The following is an 18,591-nucleotide window of genomic DNA, read 5'->3' on the forward strand; positions in this document are numbered from 1 at the left end:
TTTTTTGGAGCGACAAACCAATACAGTCATGACCCATTCGCATCATTCCCACCGTTCACATCGCATTCCCGGCACCTCCATCGAACGCATCATCAATGACGGGCAGGAGGAGAGCGCCGAGGAGTCCTCTCCCTCGCCGGCCGAACGCTACGCCTCGTTCAAGCGCCAGCAGACCTACAATGCCTCCCAGGCCGCGCGTTTCGCCTCCACACTGCCCTTCGAACTTGACCGGTTCCAGATCGAGGCCAACGAGGCGCTCGAGGCGGGCGACAACGTGTTGGTGGCGGCACCCACGGGCGCGGGCAAGACGGTGGCCGCCGATTTCGCGATCTACCTGGCCCAGCAGCACAACGTCAAGGCCTTCTACACCACGCCGATCAAGGCGCTGAGCAACCAGAAATACCATGACCTCGTCGCGCTCTACGGCGAGAAGAACGTGGGCCTTTTGACTGGCGACACCTCCATCAACTCCGAGGCCAACATCGTGGTGATGACCACCGAGGTGCTGCGCAACATGCTCTACGAGCGTTCCGAGACCCTGCGCGCGCTGCGCTACGTGGTGCTCGACGAGGTGCATTACCTGGCCGACAAGTTCCGCGGGCCCGTGTGGGAGGAGGTCATCATCCACCTGCCGAAATCGGTGAAGGTGATCGGCCTTTCCGCCACCGTCTCGAACGTGGAAGATTTCTGCGCGTGGATGGAGTCGGTGCGCGGCACCACCAAGCTCGTGGTCTCCGAAAAGCGGCCGGTGCCGTTGGAGCAGCAGGTGATGGTGCAGTCCGACGAACGCCACGAGCCGCAGCTGATCGACCTGTATCGTCACAACAAGGAGGGGGAACAGACCACCAAGCTCAACGCCAAGTTGATCGAGCGTATCGACCAGCTCGACCGGCAGGCAGCGCGACGCCAAGCCGCCGAGCACCGCGACGATCGGCGACGCCGTCATGGCAAGCGCAACCACCGCTCGTCCTACCAGATCCAGCGTTATGCGCCGCGCCGCTGGGCCGTGGTCGACGAGCTCAACTACCTTGGCCTCTTGCCGGGCATCTATTTCATCTTCTCGCGCAATGGCTGCGACCAGGCCGTCGAGCAGTGCCTCAACGCCGGACTTGAACTCACCACCGAGGACGAGGTGGCGCGCATTCGCAAGATCGTCGACGAGATGGTCGAGGGGCAATTAAGCCACACCGATCTCAAGGCGCTGGACTTCGCGCGTTTCCGTTACGCGCTTGAGGAGGGATTCGCGCCGCACCACGCCGGCATGGTGGCGCTGTTCCGCCAAATCGTCGAACGGCTCTTTGAGGAGGGGCTGGTCAAGATGGTCTTCGCCACGGAGACGCTGGCGCTGGGCATCAACATGCCCGCACGCTGCGTGGTGGTGGAGAAGCTGCAGAAATTCAACGGCACCGACCATGTCACGTTGACGCCGGGAGAGTTCACCCAGCTCACCGGACGCGCCGGCCGCCGTGGCATCGACACCGTGGGGCACGCCGTGGTGGTGGACCATCGCGGCTTCGAGCCGGCCACGCTCGCCTCCCTTTCCAGCAAACGCGTTTATCCCTTGCACTCGAGCTTCAAACCGACCTTCAACATGGCCGTCAACCTGCTCAATTCCAGCGATTACGACGTGGCCCGCGACACGCTCGACCATTCCTTCGCGCAGTGGGAGGCCAACGAGTCCGCCGGCGACCTGGAATCACGCATCGTCACCTTGCGTGGCGCCGTCGAGGGTTATGAGAAGGCCTTCGCCTGCTCGCACGGCGATTTCAAATCGTTGATGGAGATCCGCCGCAAGCTCTCATACCTGCAGAAGGATGAGCGTCGCCATCTCAAGCGCCGGCAGTACCACAACCAGAAGGAGCGCACCGCGGCCTTCCGTGACCTTGACCAGCGCATCGCGCAGCTCAAAAACGAGGAATCTGACCACCCGTGCAAGTCCTGCCCGGACTTCCAGAAGCACCTCAAGTGGGGCAACCGCTGGCTGCGCGAGTCCAAGGAGCTGCGCCGCGCCCAAAGCCGCTATGACTCCAGGACGGGCTCGGTGGCCCGTCAGTTCGACCGTATATGCTCCATCCTCGAGTCGCTGGGGTATCTGAGCACGCAACAGCGTGGTGCAACTGCGGATAGCGATAATGTCAATCACCTCGAAACGATTGACGACGATACCATCAAACGGCAAGACGCGAATAACAAGAAGGCCTATCACCTGACCGAAAGCGGCCAGCTGCTGCGTCATCTCTACAGCGAGTACGACCTGGTGCTCGCCGAGGCGATCGGTTCTCAGATCTTCGACGACCTCGAGCCCGAGGAGCTGGCGGCCGTGCTCTCCTCGCTGGTCTATCAGGCCCGCAGGGGAGGGGACAACGAGCCCAAGCGCTACCCTGGAGGCCCGGACGGCCAGGTGGCCCAGGTGTGCGGCGACCTGCGCGAGATCTTCGCCGACGTCGAGGGCATGAAGGACGACGCCGACCTGGAGGAATCCGAGCCGCTGGACTTCGGCATCGTCGACGTGATGTACGACTGGTCCAGGGGAGAGGACCTGGCGCAGATTCTGCACGGCACCGAGATGACCGGCGGCGACTTCGTACGCAACGCCAAGCGCGTGGCCGACATCCTGCAGCAGATAGCCATGGCCTACCCTTATTACGAGAAGGGCAACCCGAACCTCGCCGAATCGGCGCGGGCGGCGGTCAAGATGGTCAACCGCGGCATCGTCGCCTATTCGGGCGTCGACTAGGCATGGCGTTCGCCGCTATATGCGCCCTGCGCTTCACGGCGCTTCGGATGCGGCGAATTCATTGGCTTTTCGTGGATTGATGGAATAAGATGCTCGTCCAAACTGTTTTGTAGCTTGGATGAAGCAATGTTTTAAGGAGGCATATCTATGGCCGAACGTAGCCTGCGCGGCATGAGCATCGGGGCGAAATCGCTGGAATCGGACGACAACGTGGATTTCGCGGCACGAAGCGATGTGGCGTACGTCTGCCCGAAAGGGCACCGCACGATCCTGCCATTCGCCGAGGGCGCTGAGCCTCCCGCCGAATGGGAATGCCGTTGCGGCGAGGTCGCCAAGCGCGAGAACGCCGACGACGCCGAGGTGGACGAAATCAAGAAGCCGACCCGCACGCACTGGGACATGCTCATGGAGCGCCGCACCGAGGACGAGCTCAAGGAGCTGCTCGCCAAGCGCCTGAAGATGCACAACGAGGGCTGGTTCCCGGATTACGAGTGAGGCCAGGGGAGTAGGCCGCAGGCCATTCTTTGGGTTCGCCACGAACGTCATCAGGGGAAAGTCATGAAAACGAACGACGGGAAGCAATCAACGCTTGCCCGTCGTTTTGCATATAAGCTCCAACGTCAATCGTTATACTAAATATACGAATCATATATATTCCAATCAACACCAGAGGAAGCATCGGCACAGCATGAACGTCGTCCTACTTGACCTTGACGGTACACTCACACGCTCGGAGCAAGGCATCATCGCGGCCTTGAAGAAGTCCTACGAGGCCATGGAACTACCGGTACCGGATCAGACCGAGCTGCGTCGGTTCATCGGCCCGCCGATCTCCGAATCGTTCAGGCGCAACGACGTGCCCGAGGAACTGGTCGCCGTCGGCGTGAAGGCGTTCAGGGATTATTATGGCGATCTGGCGGTTTTCGATGACCCGAATAACCCTGGACACAAAGTGCCCGGAAAATACTGCAGCACGCTGTATCCGGGCATCATGGACGAGCTCCAGAAGCTACACGACGCCGGCTACAGGCTCTCCGTGGCCAGCTGCAAGCCCGAATATCAGGCCATTCCGGTCTGCGAGCATTTCGGCCTCAGCCCGGTCTTGGACGACGTTTTTGGCGCCAGCCGCGACGGCAAGGTCAAAAGCAAGGAACAGGTCATCCTGCACGGCTTCGACGAGCTTGGATTCAGCAAGGCGCATGGCGACCAGGCTTTGATGGTCGGTGACCGCTGGACCGACGCCGATGGCGCCAAAGCCGCCGGACTCGATTGCCTGGGCTGCGGCTGGGGCTACGCAGAGCCTGGCGAGCTGCAGGAACACGGTGTGTACCGGGTTATCGATCACGTCGATGAGCTGGCTGATGCTGTTGAGGAGTATTTTTTGCGGCGGTAAGTGACGGAAATGCGGGCTGATGTTAACTGGCGAGCGCTGGAATGTTCAGTGACACTTTGTCGACGATGACAGACAATGCGAATAAGTCAACAGTCAACAACAGAAAAACTATAAACGTGACTGTAAAATAGCTGAGGCAACCCAGCAGTAAGCGCAGCTGCAGGAAATAACTAATATCAGCGGCACCAAACTCCTGACCTAACTGGCCAAATCCCGATAATGTACGTTATGTCAGATTTCGAAGAAATCTCGACATAACGTCGCTACGTTATATACCCAAGCTGCGCTTGGCTTACATAACGTAGCGACGCCCCTACTGATGTTAATGCATAGGAATCTGTACATAACGTCTCCACGTTATGTACCAAACAAGCTTGCTTACATAACGTGGAGACGCCCCTACTGATGATAATGTTCAGGAATCTTGGCATAACGTTTCGTAGACTACCTGCATAAACGCATTCGTCCACGGAGCTGCTTACAGCGCCGCTAATTCTATTTTGCGTGGTGACGCTTGGTGAGGACGTCGTCGATGATGTCGCGCTGGGCACGATTGGCCTGCAGATACATCAGGACCAGCTCGGCCACGAAAAAGACGCCTAGAACGACGGCGGACGGGATGCCCAACATGGCGTAGACGTGACGGGCCGCGCCTTGGATTTGGTCGTATAGCAGCTTGTAGATGCCGTAGGGCGCACAGCACATGAACATCGAGACGATCTGCATGGCGATGACCGACCATTGCACCGTCTCGACCTGGCGATGGTCGTCCTTCTTGCGCAAGGCTCCATTCACCAGGCAGATCGCGCAGATTCCCAGCGCCCACAACAAGGCGAACACCCAGAGGAATCCGGGAAGTATAGCGGCCATGTGTTCGATTCCTTTGCGTTGTGTCGATGTCGGTTGATGTCTCTAAATCCTAGAATCTAGCCAATAAATAAACTAATAACAAGAACTATAATTTGCTGCAAACAAATGTTCGAAACCATCATCAATGCTGCAAGGCGCGCTCACGATGCTGGGTCTCGAGCTTCTGGCGCATGCGCTCGGCGGCGATGTCATCGATGGGCGGCAAGGGCGACGCCATGGCGGAGGAATCGGCGGGCGTGAGGTCCACGTGCTTTTCCTGCTCAAGCTGGGACTCGACGCGATGCCACAACTTCCCCACCGAGACCGCGAACACCGCCGTGCCCTGGTCGATCAGCCTCAGCACCTCATCGCCGTTCTCGCATTCCCTGACATCCTGGCCGTCGCAGATGATGGTCATATGCTCGAGCTCGCTGGTGCGGTGGCGCGAGAGGAAGCCGATGGCGGCGGTGACGTTCTGCAGATTGACGCCCGTGTCCAGCAGCTTCTTCGAGACGGCCAAGATCAGCACGTCCTTGAACGAATACAGACGGCGCGAGCCAGAGCCATGCGACGGCGTGATGGACGGGACGACGATCTGCTTGCGGGCCCAGTAATCGAGCTGGCGGTAGGTGATGCCGGCCACCTTGGAGGCGACGGTGCCGCGATAGCCGCGTGTGGCGTCGTCATCCGAGGATTCGGTGAACAACTCCCCCTGCACCAGGTCCCCGCCGCTTGTCGCGCCGCGTTGAGGTTTCGATGCCGACGCTGAAGAAACAGAGGAAACGGAAGAAACGGAAGCGACAGTAGAACCAGCAGAAGGAGGGACAGATGTTGGCCTAGACACCGATGGTTGACGAGTGTCCATGCTCATATGTCGCCTCCCTCTCCTAGCGAATCCAGAATCAGAGCAAATGTATTACATTCACGCGGTGGCGCCAGTCGGCGAGAAGAACACCAGACGGAACTTGCCGATCATGATCTCGTCACCGTTCTTGAGCACGGCGCTGTCGACGCGCTGCCGGTTGACGTACGTGCCGTTGAGGCTACCGGCGTCCTCCACCTGGAAAAGCGTGCCGATACGCTTGAAGATCGCATGGTTCCTGGAGACGGTGGAATCATCGAGCAGGATGTCGGCGTGCGGGTCGCGCCCGACGGTCACCTCGTCCTCATCCAGCAAATACCTTGAGCCCGAAACCGCTCCCCTGGTCGAAATGAGCAAGGCGGAGCCCGGACTCAGCTTGGTGATGGTGTCGAGGTCGTCCTGCGTGAGCGGACGGTCGCCGGTGGCGGTCACGGGAATATTGACGGCGGGCAGACCGATGATCGTGGTCTCCCCCGCGCTTGGAATCGGATTAGTCATAGCTCTATTCTACCGTCTTCGCGTACTTATATTGGCCGACATCCCGGGTCTGACTGATATCCACACTATCCGACGGGGTCACGTTGACCTGCGCGCCGAACTTGACCTTGAGGCGCGAGCCCACGCCGCCGGCGATGTTGACGGCGTTCTGCAGGTTTTGCGGGTCGCCGATCGCCTTCAACGTGTAGGGCGCGTGAATCTTCGTGCCGTCGCAATCGAGGCCGGTCTTCGTGTCGAAGACGTAGGACGAGGTGATGATGCGCACGTCGTTGAGCTCCATGACCTCCACGCCGGCATTGCGCAGCTCCTCAAGCAGCTGGAACATCGTGGAGGCGTCGATGCGGTCCTTCGAGCCCTCGGAGATGGTGATGACCACGCCCTTGCCGGTGGCCGGCAGACGCCCGGAGAGGATGCCGCTGGTCTCCTCGTTCTCCTTGGCGATGCGCTCGGCCTCCTGCTGCTTGTTGGCCGCGGCCTTCAGGGAGTTGAGCTGGCCGGTGAGCTCGGCCTTGCGCTGCTGGAGGTTCTGCACCTGGGTGCTGGTCTCGCTGATCAGACGGGTGAGCTCCTCCTCGCTCATCGTCTCGTAGGTGGAGGATTTGTTGTTGAGCTGGATGGCGTAGCCGAAGCCGAGCAGCGCGCACAGCACGACGATCAGAATGCTCGTCATGAGCCTGGTCAGCTTGCCGTTGGCGCGCAGGTTGGGCTTGCGCCGCACCACCGGGAACGAGCCCGTGTCGGTGCTGTCGTTGCGCTCGTCCTGCGCGTGCTGGACGTGCAGTTTGCTGACCAGATCCCTTGTCGTCTTGTTTTTCGCCATCAGCGATCAGCCCTTGAAGATGAAGCGACGAATCGCCGAAACGTTGGAGAAGATGCGGATGCCGAGCACGACGATGACGGCGGTCTGCAGCTGGGAGCCGACGCCGAGCTGGTTGCCGAGCAGCACCAGGAGCGTGGCGGTGAGCACGTTGGAGATGAAGGAGATGACGAAGACCTTGTCGGAGAACGAGCGTTCGAAGTACGAGCGCGCGGCCCCGAGCAGGGCATCGAGCGCGGCCACCACCATGATCGGCAGGTAAGGCTGCAGCATGATCGGGATGTCCGGTTTGACGAAGATGCCGATGATCACGCCTATGATGAGGCCCAAAACAGCTGCCATCACTTGCTCCTTTTCGCTTGCGTGAGATTCGTGGTCTCGGCGGCGTCCAATGTCAACGAGGAGGACGTCGAGACCTGCGGATGGATGCCCATCTGCTCGAACTGGCTGTATAGCTCCGGTTGCGCGCGTTTGCTCAGCCCGTTCGACAATGCCCTACGATCCCCTATCGCCTCTATCTTATACGGGCTTGACACCTGGTTGACGCCGATGAGGATGGTCTGCCCCGCGGTGCGCACCGAGGTTGAGGCGCCGATGCGGTATCCGTTGACCGAGATCGCCTCGGCCTTGAGGCTCCATAACAGGGAGACCATGGTCTGGATGTCGGCGTCGGTGACCACGCGGATGTGCTCGCCGTTGGTCTCCCGCGGGGTGGCGCCCGAGTTCTTCTGGCCGTTGGTGGCGATGGGGTCGGCCATGGTGATGACCACGCCGGGGCCCTTGACCTTGAGCACGCCGTTGACCATCTCGTCGTTGGCCAGCGTGGGGTCGAGCGCCGTGGAGGGCATGGAGTCGGAGCGTTTGGTGACCTGGGAGTGCAGGTCGGTGACTTGGGAGCTCAGCTTGTTGAGCTCGGTGTTCTGCTGCTGGAGCTCGGCGATGAGGCTTTTGCGCACCTGCTTGCGCGGGTCGGTGTTGAGCTGGCGCACGAAGACGCTGCCGGAAAGGCCCACGGCCACGCAGATCAGGAATACGACCACACGCGTGGCCCAGATGGTGAAGGCGGAGCGGGGTTTGCGCTGGGTGAGCCTCGCATCGGAGAAAAGCGGGTCGAGCGGCCTGTTGGTGAGGTCGTCGATGAGGCGCAGGCTGTCGTCGTCAACTTTGCGGCGGTGCCGGTTCTCGAGCGTGTTGGTCTCGTCCTCGGTCAGGGCGTGGCGGGTGCCGAGCTGGCGGGCGAGCTTGGAGAAGGCCGCCCTGCGTCTGATGGGCGTCTCGTCCGGGCTGACCGGGAAGGAGGTGGGGGTTGGTGTGTCGGAAAGGCTTGCCATAGGCCGCTACCCGCGCTCGACGTCGTGGGTGGTGTCGCCGTCATGGTCGTGGCGGATCAGGGTGACGCCCTGGCGGATGTAGATGTAGCCGGCGAGCCAATAGAGCACGATGCCCCAGATGCCGGCGGCCAACGCCGCGAGATGCAGGATCTGGGTGAAGAGGTTCTGCCACAGGTCCGCGAAGATAAGCGCGGTGATGGCGATCATGAGCAGCGCCGTGCCGGCCTTGCCGACGAAGTGGACGGGCAGCGGGCCGTAGTCGTGCTGGGCGAGCACGACGATGAGCACCAGCAGTATCAGGTCTCGGATGCCCACGATGATGAGCATCCACCATGGGATGATGCCCGCCAGCCCCAGGGCGAGGATACTGCAGAAGATAAGGAGCCTGTCGGCCACCGGGTCGAGGATCTGGCCGATCTTGCTGACCTGGTTGAACTTCCTGGCGATGATGCCGTCAAGCCCGTCGCTGGCCGCCGAAAGGGCGAGGACGATAAGCGCCGGGATCATCTTGCGCTCGGCGGTGAACATCGCGATGAAGGGTATGGAAACGATGCGCAGCAGGCTGATGAGGTTGGGGACGGTGAAGTAGATGTCCCTGGCGTCGGGGCTGTATCGGCTTGGTATTCTGGGGATTCTCATTGGTGTACGGCTGCCTCAGATTCTCGAGGCCTGCAGGGCGGTGACGATGATGGCCCGGGCTCCGACGTCGTAGAGACGATCCATGATCTGGTTGACCTCGCTGCGGGGCACCATCACGCGCACGGCGCACCACTCGTGGTCATGCAGCGGCGAGATGGTCGGGCTTTCGAGCCCTCCGGCGATGTTGACGGCGGCGGAGACCTTGGCGATGGGCACGTCGTAGTCCATCATCACGTAGCGGCGGGCGGTGAGCACGCCTTCGAGCCTTCGTCGGAAGGTGATGAGCCGCTTGTCGTCCTCGGCGATGTGGGGCGAACGGATGAGCACAGCCTCGGAGTGCAGCAGCGGCTCGCCGAAAGTCCGCAGGCCCGCGTTGCGCAGCGTGGTGCCGGTGGAGACGACGTCGGCGATGAGATCGGCCACCCCGAGCTGCACCGACGATTCGACGGCGCCGTCCAGGTGGGTGATGTCGGCCTTGAGGCCGTGGGCGGCCAGGTAGTCGGCCACGAGCTTGTCGAAGGAGCTGGCGATGCGCTTGCCGTCGACGTCCTCGAGCTTGGTGATTGGCGAGTCTTTGGGCGCGGCGAAGCGGAAGGTGGAGGCGCCGAAACCAAGCGGGATGTCCTCGCTGGCCTCGGTGGTGGTGTTGAGCAGCATGTCACGGCCGGTGATGCCGACGTCGATGGCGCCCTGGCCCACGTAAATCGCGATGTCGAGCGGACGCAGGTAGAAGAGCTCCACGTCGTTGTCGTGGTCCTCGACGACCAGCTGGCGCGGTTGGGTGCGCAGCTGGTAGCCCGACTCGCCGAGCAGGTTCCACGCCGGTTCTGAAAGCATGCCTTTGTTGGGCACCGCGATTCGTAACATGGGCCGTTGCCTCCTTTGCTGCCCTAAAGGTTCTTGTAGATGTCGTCGAGGGTGATGCCGCGGTCGATCATCATGACCTGGAGATGGTAGATGAGCTGGCTCATCTCCTCGGCCGTGCGGTCGGCGCCCTCGTATTCGGCGGCGATCCACGTCTCGCCGGCCTCCTCGGTGATCTTCTTGCCGATGAAATGGGTACCTCGGTCGAGCTCGTCGACGGTCTTTGAGCCCGCCGGTCTGGTCTTGGCCTTCTCCTCAAGCTCCTTGAAGAGCGATTCGAATGTCTTCATCTGTCTTCCGTCTTCCTTGTCTTCTTTTTTTACGCGTTACTCATCGTCCGTCACGCATACGCCACAGCGCAGGCTCACCGACGACACCACATGGCTCTCCGTGTTTCGAGCCCCGCCATTCCCAGCCGTTCAGGCGCGGTAGGCGGCCTCGGCCTTGGAGCGGATGTCGTCGATCGCCTGGGCACGGTCCTCGGCGCCATAGACGGCGGAACCGGCCACGAGCACGTCGGCGCCGGCCTCGGCGACGATATGCGCGGTCTTGGAGCTCACGCCGCCATCGACCTGGATGTGGGTGCCGAGCCCGCGGCGGGTGATCTCGTCACGCAGGCGGCGCACCTTGGCCATCTGGTTGTCGAGGAACTTCTGGCCGCCAAATCCGGGCTCGACGGTCATGACGAGAATCATGTCGAACTCGTCGAGGATGTCGAAAATCGGCTCGACCGGCTCGGCGGGGCGCACGGCGAAGCAGGCCTTGCAGCCCATCTCGTGCAGCTGGCGCGCCAGACGCACCGGGGCGTGCGCGGCACCCATATGGAAAGTCACCGAGGCGGCGCCCAGCTTGGCGTACTCCGGGGCCCAACGGTCCGGATCCTCGATCATCAGATGTACGTCGACCGGCAGGTCGGTCACCTCGCAGATGCGCTTGACCACAGGCTCGCCCAAGGTGAGGTTGGGCACGAAATGGTGGTCCATCACGTCGACGTGGACGAGGTCGGCATGGCTGATGGCCTCGAGGTCACGTTGGAGATTGCAGAAATCGGCTGAAAGAATGCTTGGTGCGATTTGAATGGTCATAGCCTTCTATCTTATGCGATATGAACGACTTGAAGGGCCCTGCGCCGCCGTTGTGAGCGTCGCCTCACCAGGTCAGGCGAATAGATGGACACTTGCGATACCATGTGTCTATTTTTGCCCGTGTTTCTTGTCGTTCGAGCCTCCCACAGACCGTGATTCGGCCTTCGATTCAGCCTTGCGCCTGGACTGCTCGCGCTCCTGCTCGGCTTCGGCGCGCTCCTCCACCTCGGTCAGGGTGCGCAGCCGTTCGGCCAGCTCCGGGGTGTGGCCGCCGACGCGTTGCAGCACGACGAAGGTGATGACTCCGAGAATGAAGACGACCATCGAGACCCACACGTTGATGCGCACGCCGAGGAACTCGTGGGCGAAGTCGATGCGCAGCGCCTCGATCCAGGTGCGGCCGGCCGTGTACCACATGATGTAGATGGCGAAGAGGCTGCCGGCCTTGAGCCAGTGCGCGAGCTTGGCGCCGATCCAGACGATGAGCGCGGCGCCGATGAGGTTCCAGATCATCTCGTAGAGGAACGTGGGTTGGAAGAGGGTGCCTGTGGGGCAGCTGGCGCCGTCGTAGCATTGCTCGCCGTGGCCGATGGCCGTGCCCACCGTGTTGAGCTTGAGGCCCCAGGGAAGTTTCGTCGGGGCGCCGTAGAGCTCCTGGTTGAACCAGTTGCCGAGCCTGCCGACCGCCTGGGCCACCAGGAGCGCCGGGGCCACTGCGTCGGCCAATAGGGCCATCGGGTAATGCTTGTGGCGGCACCACACCCAGGCCGCCAGCGCACCGAGGAGCACGCCGCCCCAGATGCCGAGCCCGCCGTGCCAGATACGCACGATCTCCATCGGGTCGCCGTTCGGGCCGAAGAAGCGCTCGGGGGTGGTCACCACGTGGTAGAGGCGCGCGCCGATGATGCCGGCGGGCACGGCGCACAGGGTGATGTCGAGGATCTGGTCGAAGTCGCCGCCGTAGCGCTTCCAGCGACGGTTGGTGATCCAGACGGCCAGGATGATGCCCACGAGGATGCACAGCGCGTAGAAGCGTATGGTCACCGGGCCTATGGAGAACTGCGAGATCGTCGGCGACGGGATATAGCTCAGTAACATGGCACCTCATTGATGGGAAATATGCAACTGCAAGCCATCATACGCCATCGCCTTGCAAATGGCTTGTATAAAGGAATCCGCGATGGTCCACTTTCTGAAATACAGAAGCGGACCACCGCGGATGTCTATTTTGGATTTGACGATTTCGGCGATTGCCGGCTACTTGCGGGCGGTGCGCACGCCTTCGGTCAGTTCCTCGGTCTTGGCGGCCAGCGCCTTGAGGCCTTGTTCGGGGTCGCAGATGGCCTCGCCGCTTTCGTCGAGCAGCGTGTGGACGAGGGCCGAGCCGACGATGACGCCGTCCGCGTAGGAGCCGACCTCGCGGGCCTGCTCGGGCGTGGAGACGCCGATGCCGACGCACACGTGCTCGGCTCCGGCCTTGCGCACGCGCTCGACCAGGTGTTCGGGTGTGGCCGAGATGGACTCGCGCTCGCCGGTGACGCCCATGCGGCTAGCCGCGTAGACGAAGCCACGGTAGTTCCGGGCGACCGCCTTCAGACGCTCGTCGGTGGAGTCGGGGGCGACCAGGTAGACGCGGTCGAGGCCGTGGCGGTCGGAGGATTCGATCCATTCGCCGGATTCGTCGGGGATGAGGTCGGGGGTGATGATGCCCGCGCCGCCGGCATTGGCCAGGTCGGTGGCGAAGCGCTCGACGCCATAATGGAAGATGAGGTTCCAATAGCCCATCAACAGCGGCACGCCGCCGGCGTTGGCCACCGCCTCGACGGCCTCGAAGGTGTCGGCGATACGCTCGCCGGCCTCAAGCGCCAGACGGGACGCGGCCTGGATGACCGGGCCATCCATCACCGGGTCGGTGTAGGGCAGACCGACCTCGACGATGTCGACGCCGTGCTTAACCAGCGTCTCGAAGGCGCGTGGCGAGTATTCCGGGTTCGGGAAGCCGAGCGGCAGATAGCCGATGAAGGCCGGACGGCCCTCGGCCTTGCACTTGTCGAGGCGTTGCGCGGTCTTGCTGGGCGTGTGGCTGATGCCGAGGGGCTGGCCTGAAGGCGTGTTCACTGTGGTTGTGTTGCTCATTTCACTCTCCGTCCTTCTTGGCGTCATCCAGGGTCATGCCGGGCGCGCCGTTGGCGTCGAGCGCGCGGCTCTGCTCGTCGGTCAGGAAGCCGAACCACTTGCCGGCGGTGGCCACATCCTTGTCTCCTCGACCGGAGATGTTGACCACGATGACAGGGTTCTTGTAACCCTTGGCCTTGAGGTCGGCGGCGGCCTTGTAGGCACCGGCGACGGCGTGGGAGCTTTCGAGCGCGGGAATGATGCCCTCGGTCTCGCACAGGTCCTTGAAGGCGTCCATGGCCTCGTCGTCGGTCGCATACGAGTAGTTGACGCGGCCGATCTCCTGGAGCCAGGCGTGTTCGGGGCCCACCGAGGCGTAGTCGAGGCCGGCGGAGATGGAGTAGGTGTCGAGGGTCTGGCCCTCGTCGTTCTCCAGCAGGTAGGACTTGGCGCCTTGGAACATGCCGAGCTGGCCGGTTCCGGGGGTCAGGCGGATGGCGTGGTGGCCGGACTTGGGCCCGTGGCCGCCCGCCTCGTAAGCATAGAGGTTCACGCGGTCGTCGTCGAGGAACGCGTTCATCGCGCCGATGGCGTTGGATCCGCCGCCGACACACGCGCACACGGCGTCGGGATGGTCGATGCCGTAGTCCTCGTTCAGCTGGCGGGCGATCTCCTCGCCGATGATCTTCTGGAAATCACGGACCATCGAGGGGAAGGGATGCGGGCCGGCGACCGTGCCCAGCATATAGTGCGTGTCCTCCACATTGGTGACCCAGTCGCGCAGCGCCTCGTTGATGGCGTCCTTCAGAATCCTGGTGCCTTGCGTGATCTCCACGACCTCGGCGCCGAGCATCCTCATGCGGGCGACGTTCAGCGCCTGGCGACGCGCGTCGATCTGGCCCATGTAGACCCGGCATTTGAGGCCGAACTTGGCGCAGACGGTGGCGCAGGCCACGCCGTGCTGCCCGGCTCCGGTCTCGGCGATGACGCGCTTCTTGCCCATGCGCTTGACCAGTAGTGCCTGGCCCAGCGCGTTGTTGATCTTGTGGGCGCCGGTGTGGTTCAGGTCCTCACGTTTGAGGAACACACGGGCATTGAGGCCGGTGCGCTCGTTCAACCGTTGGGCGAAGCGCGGCGCTTCGGTGAGCGGCGAGGGACGACCGACATATTCACGGCTCAACGTGGCGAACTCGTTTTGGAATTCCGGATCGGCCTTGGCCTTGGTGTAGATGTCGTTCAGCTCGTCCAACGCGCCGATCAGCGCCTCGGGCACATAGCGGCCACCGAAACGGCCGAAATACGGCCCTTGGTGCTCACTCAACGGCAGGGTGCTGGAGGCCTTGAAGCGCTCACCCTCCACGACCAGACGGTGCACGACCTGTGCGTGGTCGCTCGCGGTGGCGACGCCCTCACCGACCAGCACGGCATCCGCGCCGGCCTCGGCGTAATCGTTCAATTCGACGGAACCGAAGACTCCGGACTCGGCCACCTTGATGACGTCGTCGGGCAGATCCTTCGCCAATTCGGCGTACCTGCTCACGTCGACCTTGAGGTCCTTCAGGTTCCGGGCGTTGATGCCGATGACCTTCGCTCCGGCCTTCACGGCGCGGTCGATCTCCTCGCGGCTGTGGGTCTCGACCAAAGTGGTCATGCCAAGATGGGTCGCCAGATTCAACAACGAGGCCAGCTTGTCGTCGTCAAGCGCGGCGACGATCAGCAGGATGATGTCGGCGCCGTGGACCCGGGACTCCCAGACCTGGTATTCGTCGACCACGAAATCCTTGCGCAACAGCGGGATGTGGACCGCGGCACGCACCTTGTCGAAGTCATCGAGCGAGCCCAGGAAGCAACGTCCCTCCGTCAGCACGGAGATGGCGTTGGCTCCCCCACGCTCGTATTCGCGGGCGAGGGCGGCCGGGTCGTCGATGTCGGCCAGATGACCCTTGGAGGGCGAGGCGCGCTTGATCTCGGCGATGACGGGTATGCCGTCCGACGAACGGAGCCATCGCGTGGCGTCGATGGCCTGGGGCGCGTCCTGCGCCATCCGCTGCAGTTGCTTGAGCGACACCAATCGCTCGCGTTGTTGCATGTCTTCGGTGGCTCCCGCCACCAGTTCGTCGAGTACCGACATTTTTGCCTCCGTTATCCGCCGCTATACGCCGGAATCCCCTCGGGTCACGCCACTGCTTTGACCCCGGAATCCCCGCTTTCGGCAGGTAATCGTCTTGTTGTTTTCCTGTGGTTGTTGAACTGGTTATCTTGCCTTGCCGTCTTCGGTCGAGTTTGCCTCCTTCACCTGATTTCCGATATAAAAACAATCATCCGTTATGGTCTATCCAAGATATGAAAGGATGGGCGAGACGGATACTTCGTAGTGTAGCGAGGAGGCTCACACGCCGCGTAGCTGGGCCGCAATCTGGACAGCCTCGACGCTCGCCGCGGCCTTGTTGCGGGTCTCCTGCCACTCGTTGGCGGGCACGGAATCGAGCACGATGCCCGCGCCGGCCTGCACGTAGGCCTTGTGGTCGCGCAGGAAGGCGGTGCGGATGGTGATGGCCATGTCCATGTTGCCGGAGAAGTCGAAGTAGCCGACGGTGCCGCCGTAGATGCCGCGGTCGGCCGGCTCCAGCTCGTCGATGATCTCGATGGCGCGGGGCTTCGGGGCGCCCGACAACGTGCCTGCCGGGAACGCCGAGGTGAAGACGTCGAAGGTGCTGAGCTCCGGGTCGACCTGGCCGGTGACCGTCGAGCAGATGTGCATGATATGGCTGAAACGCTTGATGTCCATCAGCGAGACCACGGCCACCGTCTCGGGTTTGCAGACACGACTCAGGTCGTTGCGCGAGAGGTCGACCAGCATGATGTGCTCGCTGCGTTCCTTGGGGTCGGCAAGCAGCTCCTTGGCCAGGCTCTCGTCCTCCTCGGGGGTGGCGCCGCGCGGGCGTGATCCGGCGATCGGGAAGGTCATCGCGTGGCCGTCCTCCACCTTGATCAGCGTCTCGGGGCTTGAGCCGATGACGTTGAAGAGACGGCCCTGCGGGTCGGTGAGGGCGAAGAAATACATGTAGGGGCTCGGGTTGAGCGTGCGCAGGACGCGGTAGACGTCGAAGGGGTCGGCCGGCGAATCGACCTCGAGGCGCTGCGAGACGACGATCTGGAAGGCGTCGCCGTCGACGATATGACGCTTGGCCTCCTCGACCGCATGCTCGTATTCGCCTTTCGGGGTGCGGAAGCGCAGCTCAGGCTGGGACCGGTTCGAATCGAGGACATTGACGCGCGACTCCCCCGCCACCGGCGTGGCCGCGGCACGCTGCATCTTCTCAAGCCTTGATATCGCGGCGTCGTAGGCCTCGCTCTCGCGGGTCGGCTTGTCGTCGACGTTCACGGCGTTGGCGATGAGCCATACTGATCCGTTGACGTGGTCGACCACGGCGATGTCGGTGGCCAGGGCCAGCACCATCTCGGGCTGCCCCGTCTCATCAGGCGCGTTGCCGCGAAGCTTCGGCTCCCAATGGCGCAGGGAGTCCCAGCCCACGGAGCCGACGAGACCGCTGGTGAGGCTCGGCAGGCCTTCGACCTTGGGCGCCTTGAGCACCTCAAGGGCACGGCGGGCAACTTCAATCGCGTCGCCCTCGCGCGGCACGCCCGCGGGCACCTGGCCGAGCCAATCCGCCTGGCCACCGTTGGAGCGTAACTGCGCCATGGCATTGACGCCGATGAAGCTGTAACGGCTCCACTGGCCGCCATATTCCGCCGATTCGAGGATGAAGGTACCGCTCCGACCCTGGGCCAGGCGTTCGTAAAGGCCTACCGGAGTGAGCGAATCCGCCAGAAGGCGACGCACGACGGGCACCACGCGATAGCCCTCTTCGGCGAGATGATGGAATTGCTCGCGGCTCGGCCAGGTGCCGCCCCACTCGAGGTGCTCAACGCTTGCTGTTTCCATCATCAACCTCCTCTGGTTTTCTGTGGCCCACGACCACCGGAATCTGGCCGCCGGCCTCGAAGCATGAACGGGCACCGGTGTGGCACGCGGCCCCCACCTGGTCCACCTCGACGAGCAGCGCGTCGCCGTCGCAATCGATCGAAAGCGCCTTCACATATTGCACGTGGCCGGAGGTGTCGCCTTTGCGCCAATACTCCTGCCGGGAACGCGACCAGAATGTGACGCGGCCGGTGCTCAGGGTGCGCCGCAACGCCTCGTCGTTCATGTAGCCGACCATCAGCACCTGGCCGGAATCATATTGCTGGATGACGGCGGCCACGAGGCCTTTGGCGTCGCGCTTGAGCCGTGCGGCAATGCGGGGATCGAGGGAGACCGTGTTGTCGTATTGCGTCTCGTCTTGTGCCATGCCTTGTCTATCCCCTTGTGATTAAAAGTCTTTGCAGGCCAGCCTAGCCGAGAAACGGCTTTAAAACAGGCATCATTCCGCATGCCGAAACGCGGCGGGGGGACGCCAGGACTATCGAACCGTTATGCCGTGGGCGCGCATGGTCTCTTTGACCTGGCTGATCGTGAGCTTGCCGAAATGAAAGACCGAGGCGGCGAGCACCGCGTCGGCACCGGCCTCGATGGCCGGCGGGAAATCCTCAAGCTTCCCGGCCCCGCCACTGGCGATCAACGGCAAATCGACGATGCCACGCACCGCGCGAATCATCTCAAGATCAAAGCCGTCGCCGGTGCCATCGGCGTCCATGGAGTTGAGCAGGATCTCGCCGACGCCCAGCTGCTCGGCGCGTTTCACCCACCACAGCGCGTCGATGCCCGTGGAATGACGGCCGCCCATCGTGGTGACCTCGTAGCCGGACTTGGTGTGCTGCTCCCCACGTTCGCGCCGCGCGTCGACAGAGAGGACGAGCACCTGGTTGCCGAAGCGCTTGGCGACCTTGCTGATCAGCGTGGGGTCGTTGATGGCGGCGGTGTTGACGCTCACCTTGTCGGCGCCAGAACGCAGCAACGCGTCCACGTCGTCGGCGGTGCGGACTCCCCCGCCAACGGTCAGCGGGATGAAGAGCTGTCCGGCGGTGCGGGTGACGACGTCCATCATGGTGCGGCGGTGGCCGCTTGAGGCGGTGACGTCGAGGAAGGTGAGCTCGTCGGCGCCCTCGGCGTAGTAGCGGGCCGCGAGCTCCACGGGGTCGCCGGCGTCCTTGAGGTTCTCGAAATGCACGCCCTTGACCACGCGCCCGTCGTCCACGTCCAGACACGGGATGACCCGAACCGCCAATGCCATTGCTCGCCTCCAAGCCTTGTGAGGGCAGCCTTTCAGCCGTTGATTATTGTTCCAAGACTAACCGGAATGAGGATTGGCGTGGCTTCCCGTCTCATTTGGCAAGCGCGATAGGCGGTGAATATCGATATACGAAACTGGGCAAACATAGCGAAAGAGGTATCTGGGAC

At 62.6% G+C, this 18,591-nt stretch carries 19 protein-coding genes; 3 read left to right on the forward strand and 16 right to left on the reverse strand.

Translation table 11 applies throughout. The features are described from left to right. Positions 1 to 28: 28 nt before the first annotated feature. From OZY47_RS04495 to OZY47_RS04505, 3 genes are all read left to right on the forward strand, one after another. Complete coding sequence (locus OZY47_RS04495; protein ID WP_277177165.1) at positions 29 to 2,737, forward strand: DEAD/DEAH box helicase; 2,709 nt, start codon at positions 29 to 31, stop codon at positions 2,735 to 2,737. Positions 2,738 to 2,884: 147 nt separating this feature from the next. Further along, the gene (locus OZY47_RS04500; RefSeq protein ID WP_277177166.1) at positions 2,885 to 3,232 is read left to right on the forward strand and encodes an RNA polymerase-binding protein RbpA; all 348 of its coding nucleotides are present in this window, start codon (positions 2,885 to 2,887) and stop codon (positions 3,230 to 3,232) included. A gap of 193 nt (positions 3,233 to 3,425) precedes the next feature. Beyond that, complete coding sequence (locus tag OZY47_RS04505; RefSeq protein WP_277177167.1) at positions 3,426 to 4,130, forward strand: HAD hydrolase-like protein; 705 nt, start codon at positions 3,426 to 3,428, stop codon at positions 4,128 to 4,130. A 495-nt stretch (positions 4,131 to 4,625) separates the two neighbouring features. On the opposite strand, the gene OZY47_RS04510 is transcribed toward OZY47_RS04505, so the two are convergent. From OZY47_RS04510 to hisF, 16 genes are all read right to left on the reverse strand, one after another. Next, positions 4,626 to 5,000, reverse strand: coding sequence for a hypothetical protein (locus tag OZY47_RS04510; RefSeq protein ID WP_277177168.1), 375 nt, complete (start codon positions 4,998 to 5,000; stop codon positions 4,626 to 4,628). Between the two features lie 121 nt (positions 5,001 to 5,121). Next, positions 5,122 to 5,700 (reverse strand): MerR family transcriptional regulator, encoded by a 579-nt coding sequence (locus tag OZY47_RS04515; protein ID WP_277179157.1) that lies wholly within the window; start codon positions 5,698 to 5,700, stop codon positions 5,122 to 5,124. 201 nt (positions 5,701 to 5,901) lie between these two features. After that, positions 5,902 to 6,339 (reverse strand): FHA domain-containing protein, encoded by a 438-nt coding sequence (locus OZY47_RS04520; RefSeq protein WP_277177169.1) that lies wholly within the window; start codon positions 6,337 to 6,339, stop codon positions 5,902 to 5,904. Between the two features lie 4 nt (positions 6,340 to 6,343). Next, complete coding sequence (locus OZY47_RS04525; RefSeq protein ID WP_277177170.1) at positions 6,344 to 7,159, reverse strand: DUF881 domain-containing protein; 816 nt, start codon at positions 7,157 to 7,159, stop codon at positions 6,344 to 6,346. Between the two features lie 6 nt (positions 7,160 to 7,165). Then, entirely contained in the window at positions 7,166 to 7,498 is a 333-nt protein-coding gene (locus OZY47_RS04530; protein WP_277177171.1) for a small basic family protein, read from the reverse strand. Further along, the gene (locus tag OZY47_RS04535; protein WP_277177172.1) at positions 7,498 to 8,487 is read right to left on the reverse strand and encodes a DUF881 domain-containing protein; all 990 of its coding nucleotides are present in this window, start codon (positions 8,485 to 8,487) and stop codon (positions 7,498 to 7,500) included. Before OZY47_RS04535 ends, OZY47_RS04530 begins: the two co-directional genes overlap by 1 nt. 6 nt (positions 8,488 to 8,493) lie before the next feature. Next, positions 8,494 to 9,126: a CDP-alcohol phosphatidyltransferase family protein gene (locus OZY47_RS04540; RefSeq protein ID WP_277177173.1), complete on the reverse strand. Its 633-nt coding sequence runs from the start codon at positions 9,124 to 9,126 to the stop codon at positions 8,494 to 8,496. Positions 9,127 to 9,141: 15 nt separating this feature from the next. Then, positions 9,142 to 9,993 carry an ATP phosphoribosyltransferase gene (hisG, locus tag OZY47_RS04545; protein WP_277177174.1) on the reverse strand — a complete coding sequence of 284 codons (852 nt, stop codon included), beginning with the start codon at positions 9,991 to 9,993 and terminating at the stop codon, positions 9,142 to 9,144. A gap of 23 nt (positions 9,994 to 10,016) precedes the next feature. Beyond that, positions 10,017 to 10,280 (reverse strand): phosphoribosyl-ATP diphosphatase, encoded by a 264-nt coding sequence (locus OZY47_RS04550; RefSeq protein WP_277177175.1) that lies wholly within the window; start codon positions 10,278 to 10,280, stop codon positions 10,017 to 10,019. A gap of 129 nt (positions 10,281 to 10,409) precedes the next feature. Further along, positions 10,410 to 11,075 carry a ribulose-phosphate 3-epimerase gene (rpe, locus tag OZY47_RS04555; protein WP_277177176.1) on the reverse strand — a complete coding sequence of 222 codons (666 nt, stop codon included), beginning with the start codon at positions 11,073 to 11,075 and terminating at the stop codon, positions 10,410 to 10,412. Positions 11,076 to 11,183: 108 nt separating this feature from the next. Next, positions 11,184 to 12,173, reverse strand: a complete 990-nt coding sequence (gene lgt / locus OZY47_RS04560; RefSeq protein ID WP_277177177.1) for a prolipoprotein diacylglyceryl transferase — start codon at positions 12,171 to 12,173, stop codon at positions 11,184 to 11,186. A gap of 159 nt (positions 12,174 to 12,332) precedes the next feature. Then, the gene (gene trpA, locus OZY47_RS04565; protein ID WP_277177178.1) at positions 12,333 to 13,211 is read right to left on the reverse strand and encodes a tryptophan synthase subunit alpha; all 879 of its coding nucleotides are present in this window, start codon (positions 13,209 to 13,211) and stop codon (positions 12,333 to 12,335) included. 1 nt (position 13,212) lies between these two features. After that, positions 13,213 to 15,321, reverse strand: coding sequence for a tryptophan synthase subunit beta (gene trpB / locus OZY47_RS04570; protein WP_277177179.1), 2,109 nt, complete (start codon positions 15,319 to 15,321; stop codon positions 13,213 to 13,215). A 258-nt stretch (positions 15,322 to 15,579) separates the two neighbouring features. Beyond that, positions 15,580 to 17,136 carry an anthranilate synthase component I gene (locus tag OZY47_RS04575; RefSeq protein ID WP_277179159.1) on the reverse strand — a complete coding sequence of 519 codons (1,557 nt, stop codon included), beginning with the start codon at positions 17,134 to 17,136 and terminating at the stop codon, positions 15,580 to 15,582. Beyond that, positions 17,117 to 17,542 carry a phosphoribosyl-AMP cyclohydrolase gene (hisI, locus tag OZY47_RS04580; RefSeq protein ID WP_277177180.1) on the reverse strand — a complete coding sequence of 142 codons (426 nt, stop codon included), beginning with the start codon at positions 17,540 to 17,542 and terminating at the stop codon, positions 17,117 to 17,119. The genes OZY47_RS04575 and hisI overlap by 20 nt, the downstream gene beginning before the upstream one ends. 111 nt (positions 17,543 to 17,653) lie before the next feature. Further along, a complete protein-coding gene (gene hisF, locus OZY47_RS04585; protein ID WP_277177181.1) occupies positions 17,654 to 18,424 on the reverse strand; it encodes an imidazole glycerol phosphate synthase subunit HisF in 771 nt (256 codons plus the stop codon). Between the last annotated feature and the right edge of the window lie 167 nt (positions 18,425 to 18,591).

Origin of the sequence: Bifidobacterium sp. ESL0790 (genome assembly GCF_029395435.1) — a bacterium.
Classification (GTDB): Bacteria; Actinomycetota; Actinomycetes; order Actinomycetales; family Bifidobacteriaceae; genus Bifidobacterium.

Bases quoted from the DNA above. Each gene is read 5' to 3' on its own strand.
- OZY47_RS04495 (WP_277177165.1), top strand. From the start codon at position 29: ATGACCCATTCGCATCATTCCCACCGTTCACATCGCATTCCCGGCACC.
- OZY47_RS04500 (WP_277177166.1), top strand. From the start codon at position 2,885: ATGGCCGAACGTAGCCTGCGCGGCATGAGCATCGGGGCGAAATCGCTG.
- OZY47_RS04505 (WP_277177167.1), top strand. From the start codon at position 3,426: ATGAACGTCGTCCTACTTGACCTTGACGGTACACTCACACGCTCGGAG.
- OZY47_RS04510 (WP_277177168.1), bottom strand. From the start codon at position 5,000: ATGGCCGCTATACTTCCCGGATTCCTCTGGGTGTTCGCCTTGTTGTGG.
- OZY47_RS04520 (WP_277177169.1), bottom strand. From the start codon at position 6,339: ATGACTAATCCGATTCCAAGCGCGGGGGAGACCACGATCATCGGTCTG.
- OZY47_RS04525 (WP_277177170.1), bottom strand. From the start codon at position 7,159: ATGGCGAAAAACAAGACGACAAGGGATCTGGTCAGCAAACTGCACGTC.
- OZY47_RS04530 (WP_277177171.1), bottom strand. From the start codon at position 7,498: ATGGCAGCTGTTTTGGGCCTCATCATAGGCGTGATCATCGGCATCTTC.
- OZY47_RS04535 (WP_277177172.1), bottom strand. From the start codon at position 8,487: ATGGCAAGCCTTTCCGACACACCAACCCCCACCTCCTTCCCGGTCAGC.
- OZY47_RS04540 (WP_277177173.1), bottom strand. From the start codon at position 9,126: ATGAGAATCCCCAGAATACCAAGCCGATACAGCCCCGACGCCAGGGAC.
- hisG (WP_277177174.1), bottom strand. From the start codon at position 9,993: ATGTTACGAATCGCGGTGCCCAACAAAGGCATGCTTTCAGAACCGGCG.
- OZY47_RS04550 (WP_277177175.1), bottom strand. From the start codon at position 10,280: ATGAAGACATTCGAATCGCTCTTCAAGGAGCTTGAGGAGAAGGCCAAG.
- rpe (WP_277177176.1), bottom strand. From the start codon at position 11,075: ATGACCATTCAAATCGCACCAAGCATTCTTTCAGCCGATTTCTGCAAT.
- lgt (WP_277177177.1), bottom strand. From the start codon at position 12,173: ATGTTACTGAGCTATATCCCGTCGCCGACGATCTCGCAGTTCTCCATA.
- trpA (WP_277177178.1), bottom strand. From the start codon at position 13,211: ATGAGCAACACAACCACAGTGAACACGCCTTCAGGCCAGCCCCTCGGC.
- trpB (WP_277177179.1), bottom strand. From the start codon at position 15,321: ATGTCGGTACTCGACGAACTGGTGGCGGGAGCCACCGAAGACATGCAA.
- OZY47_RS04575 (WP_277179159.1), bottom strand. From the start codon at position 17,136: ATGGAAACAGCAAGCGTTGAGCACCTCGAGTGGGGCGGCACCTGGCCG.
- hisI (WP_277177180.1), bottom strand. From the start codon at position 17,542: ATGGCACAAGACGAGACGCAATACGACAACACGGTCTCCCTCGATCCC.
- hisF (WP_277177181.1), bottom strand. From the start codon at position 18,424: ATGGCATTGGCGGTTCGGGTCATCCCGTGTCTGGACGTGGACGACGGG.